The sequence below is a fragment of the Cupriavidus basilensis genome (assembly GCF_029335485.1).
In the GTDB taxonomy this organism is placed as follows: Bacteria; Pseudomonadota; Gammaproteobacteria; order Burkholderiales; family Burkholderiaceae; genus Cupriavidus; species Cupriavidus basilensis_E.
The window spans coordinates 1-3110 of the sequence record NZ_JARJLM010000468.1; the positions used below are offsets into that span (position 1 = coordinate 1).

The following is a 3110-nucleotide window of genomic DNA, read 5'->3' on the forward strand; positions in this document are numbered from 1 at the left end:
GCGCAGGCGCTGGCCGAATATCACGTGGTGGGCCTGTCGACCAATATCGCCTTCCTGCAGCGGCTGGTCACGTCGCAGGCCTTTGCCACGGCCGATCTCGACACCGGCCTGATCGAGCGCAACCAGGCCGTGTTGTTCCCGCCGCCGCCGCCGGTGGGCATCGAGGTGATCGCGCTGGCGGTGGCGGCGTTGCTCGATGCGGAAACCCGCGCCCGGCGCGTGGATCCGGCCGATGCGCACTCGCCCTGGAGCCATGCCGGCGCGTGGCGGCTGAATGGCGGAACGCAGCGCGCGCTGGGCTTTTCCGTGGCCGGCCCCGCGGGCGGCCACACCGTGGAGGTGACGCTGGCCACCGACGCGCGCGGCAGCACGCTGTTCTTTGCCGACCAGGCCGCGCCCTTCAGGCCGCAGTGCGCCGCCGGCGATATCCGTGTCGATCTCGGCACGCGACGCGCGCATGGGCAGGTCCATGCGGAAGGTGATACCTTCCATGTATTCAGCGGCAAGCGCCATGTCGCGCTGACCTGGCTCGACCCGCTCGCGCACGCCGGCGAAGGCGAAGGCGAGGGCGGCAAGCTGACCGCGCCCATGCCCGGCAAGGTGATCGCGGTGATGGTGGAGGCCGGCAGCAAGGTCACGCGCGGCACGCCGCTGCTGGTGATGGAGGCGATGAAAATGGAGCACACCATCAGTGCCCCGGCCGACGGCGTGGTCAGCGAAGTGCTGTACGGCGTCGGCGAGCAGGTGGGCGAAGGCGCGCAGCTGCTGGCCTTCGCGGCGGGCAACGACTGAGCCGCCCCGCTTGCGGGTGGCGCCTGCGACAAGAAAACCGCAGGCGGCGCCAATCCTCTGCGAAAATGGAAGGGCAAGAAAAAATACAGTGGAGATGAGATGAAGTTGCAGTTGTATGTGCCGGACGGCCGTTACCAGCCCTGGATCGACGGTTTTGCCGAAGCCCTTCCCGAAGCGCAATGCCTGACCTGGGAAGACAGCAGGAACGAACAGGTGGACTACGCCGTGGTCTGGCGCCCGCCGCTGGAGATGCTGCGCGGGCGCACCGACCTGAAAGCGGTGTTCAACCTGGGTGCCGGCGTGGACGGCATCCTGCGCCTGCGCGACACCGATCCCGACGCGCTGCCCGCCGGCGTGCCCATCGTGCGCCTGGACGATGCCGGCATGGCCGCGCAGATGATCGAATACGTGACGCACGCGGTACTGCGCTACTTCCGCCGCCTGGACGAATACGCGCTGGCCCAGCAGGCCGGCACCTGGCGCTTCCTCAAGCCGCACCGCCGCGCCGATTTCACCGTGGGCGTGATGGGCGTCGGCACGCTGGGCGCGCAGATCGCGCAGGCGCTGGCCGGCTTCGGCTTTCCGGTGCGCGGCTGGAGCCGCACGGCGCGCGACATCGCGGGGGTGCAGGGCTTTGCCGGCGAGGCCGGCCAGGCGGGTTTCCTGGATGGCCTGCGGGTGCTGGTGAACGTCCTGCCGCTCACGCCGGAAACCGAGAACGTGCTGGATGCCCGCCTGCTGGGCAAGCTGGCCAAGGGCGCCTACCTGGTCAACGTGGCGCGCGGTCCGCACCTGGTCGAGGAAGACCTGCTGGCGGCCGTGCAGTCGGGCCAGATCGCCGGCGCCACGCTGGACGTGTTCCGCACCGAGCCGCTGCCGGCGGCGCATCCCTTCTGGACCGAGCCGCGCATCACCGTCACGCCGCATATCGCGGCGCTGACCTTGCGCGAAGACAGCATTGCCCAGATCGCCGGCAAGATCCGCGCACTGGGCGCAGGCCAGCCGATTGCCGGCGTGGTCGACCTGCAGCGCGGTTATTGACCCAGCCGGGCGCGGCGGCGTGGGCCGCGCAGGCGCCCTGGCAGGACGGCCGCCAGCCAGAAACACCGCGCATGCGCCCCGGGGCGCATGCGCCGCAACCGAATGAGAGGAGACACCGTGACACTGCCCCACTATGTGAAGATCGTAGAAGTCGGCCCGCGCGATGGCCTGCAGAATGAAAAGGCCTTGGTGCCGACCGAGGTCAAGGTCGAGCTGATCAACCGCCTGAGCGATGCCGGCTTCGTCAATATCGAAGCGGCTTCCTTCGTCTCGCCCAAATGGGTGCCGCAAATGGCCGACGGCGCCGAGGTGATGGCGCGCATCCAGCGCCGTCCAGGCACCTTGTATTCGGTGCTCACGCCCAATATGAAGGGCTTCGAAGGCGCGGTGGCCGCCTCCGCCGACGAGGTGGTGATCTTCGGCGCCGCCAGCGAGGCATTCTCGCAGAAGAACATCAACTGCTCGATCGCGGAATCCATCGCGCGCTTCGAACCCGTGGCCGCCGCTGCCAAGGACAAGGGCCTGCGCCTGCGCGCCAGCGTGTCCTGCGCGCTGGGCTGCCCCTACCAGGGCGAGGTGCCGGTGCACGCCGTGGTCGACGTGGTGCGCCGCATGCGCGACCTTGGCTGCGACGAGATCGATATCGCCGACACCATCGGCGTGGGCACCCCGGGACGCGTGCAGGAAGTGATGCACGCGGTGGCCGCCGAGTTTCCCATCGACCGCCTCTCCGGCCATTTCCACGACACCTACGGCCAGGCGCTGTCCAATATCCTGGCCAGCCTGCAGGTCGGCGTCTCGATCTTCCACGCCTCGGTGGCCGGCCTCGGCGGTTGCCCGTACGCCAAGGGCGCCACCGGCAACGTTGCCACCGAGGACGTGCTCTACATGCTGCACGGCATGGGTATCCACACCGGCATCGACCTGGAGCAGGTGGTACGCGCCGGCGATTTCATCTCGCAGTCCATCGGCCGCGCCAACAGTTCGCGCGTCGGCCGCGCGCTGCTGACCAAGTGGGGCGCCGCCGACGCCGCCGCGACGGCTTGCGTCTGAGGACCGTATCGATATGAACGAGATGAACCATCCCGCTCCCGGCCATGCCGCCGAGACCTCCGCCGGCGCGCTGCCCGAAGCCGCACAGCGCGTCGCCGGCCTGCTGGCCGGCCTTGGCCACGACAAGCCGGTGGTGATGCTGCCGGCGACCGGCAAGACCTCGGCAGAAGCGGCTGCCGGCCTCGGCTGCTCGGTGGCCGAGATCGCCAAGTCCATCATCTTCC

The 3110-nt window shown here is 69.3% G+C and carries 3 protein-coding genes and 1 pseudogene; all 4 read left to right on the plus strand.

The annotated features are described in order from the left end of the window. A partial coding sequence (locus P3W85_RS28955) for a biotin/lipoyl-containing protein (RefSeq protein ID WP_346430298.1) occupies positions 1–792 on the plus strand: 792 nt, incomplete at its 5' end. Positions 793–891: 99 nt separating this feature from the next. Continuing rightward, positions 892–1833, plus strand: a complete 942-nt coding sequence (locus tag P3W85_RS28960; protein ID WP_276267283.1) for a 2-hydroxyacid dehydrogenase — start codon at positions 892–894, stop codon at positions 1831–1833. Between the two features lie 117 nt (positions 1834–1950). Continuing rightward, positions 1951–2886, plus strand: a complete 936-nt coding sequence (locus tag P3W85_RS28965; protein ID WP_017227803.1) for a hydroxymethylglutaryl-CoA lyase — start codon at positions 1951–1953, stop codon at positions 2884–2886. 13 nt (positions 2887–2899) lie between these two features. Continuing rightward, positions 2900–3110 (plus strand): annotated as a pseudogene (locus P3W85_RS28970) (YbaK/EbsC family protein); the annotation flags it as partial.

What these genes read in the sequence shown, in the direction of transcription:
- P3W85_RS28960 (WP_276267283.1), top strand. Translation starts at nt 892, where the DNA reads ATGAAGTTGCAGTTGTATGTGCCGGACGGCCGTTACCAGCCCTGGATC.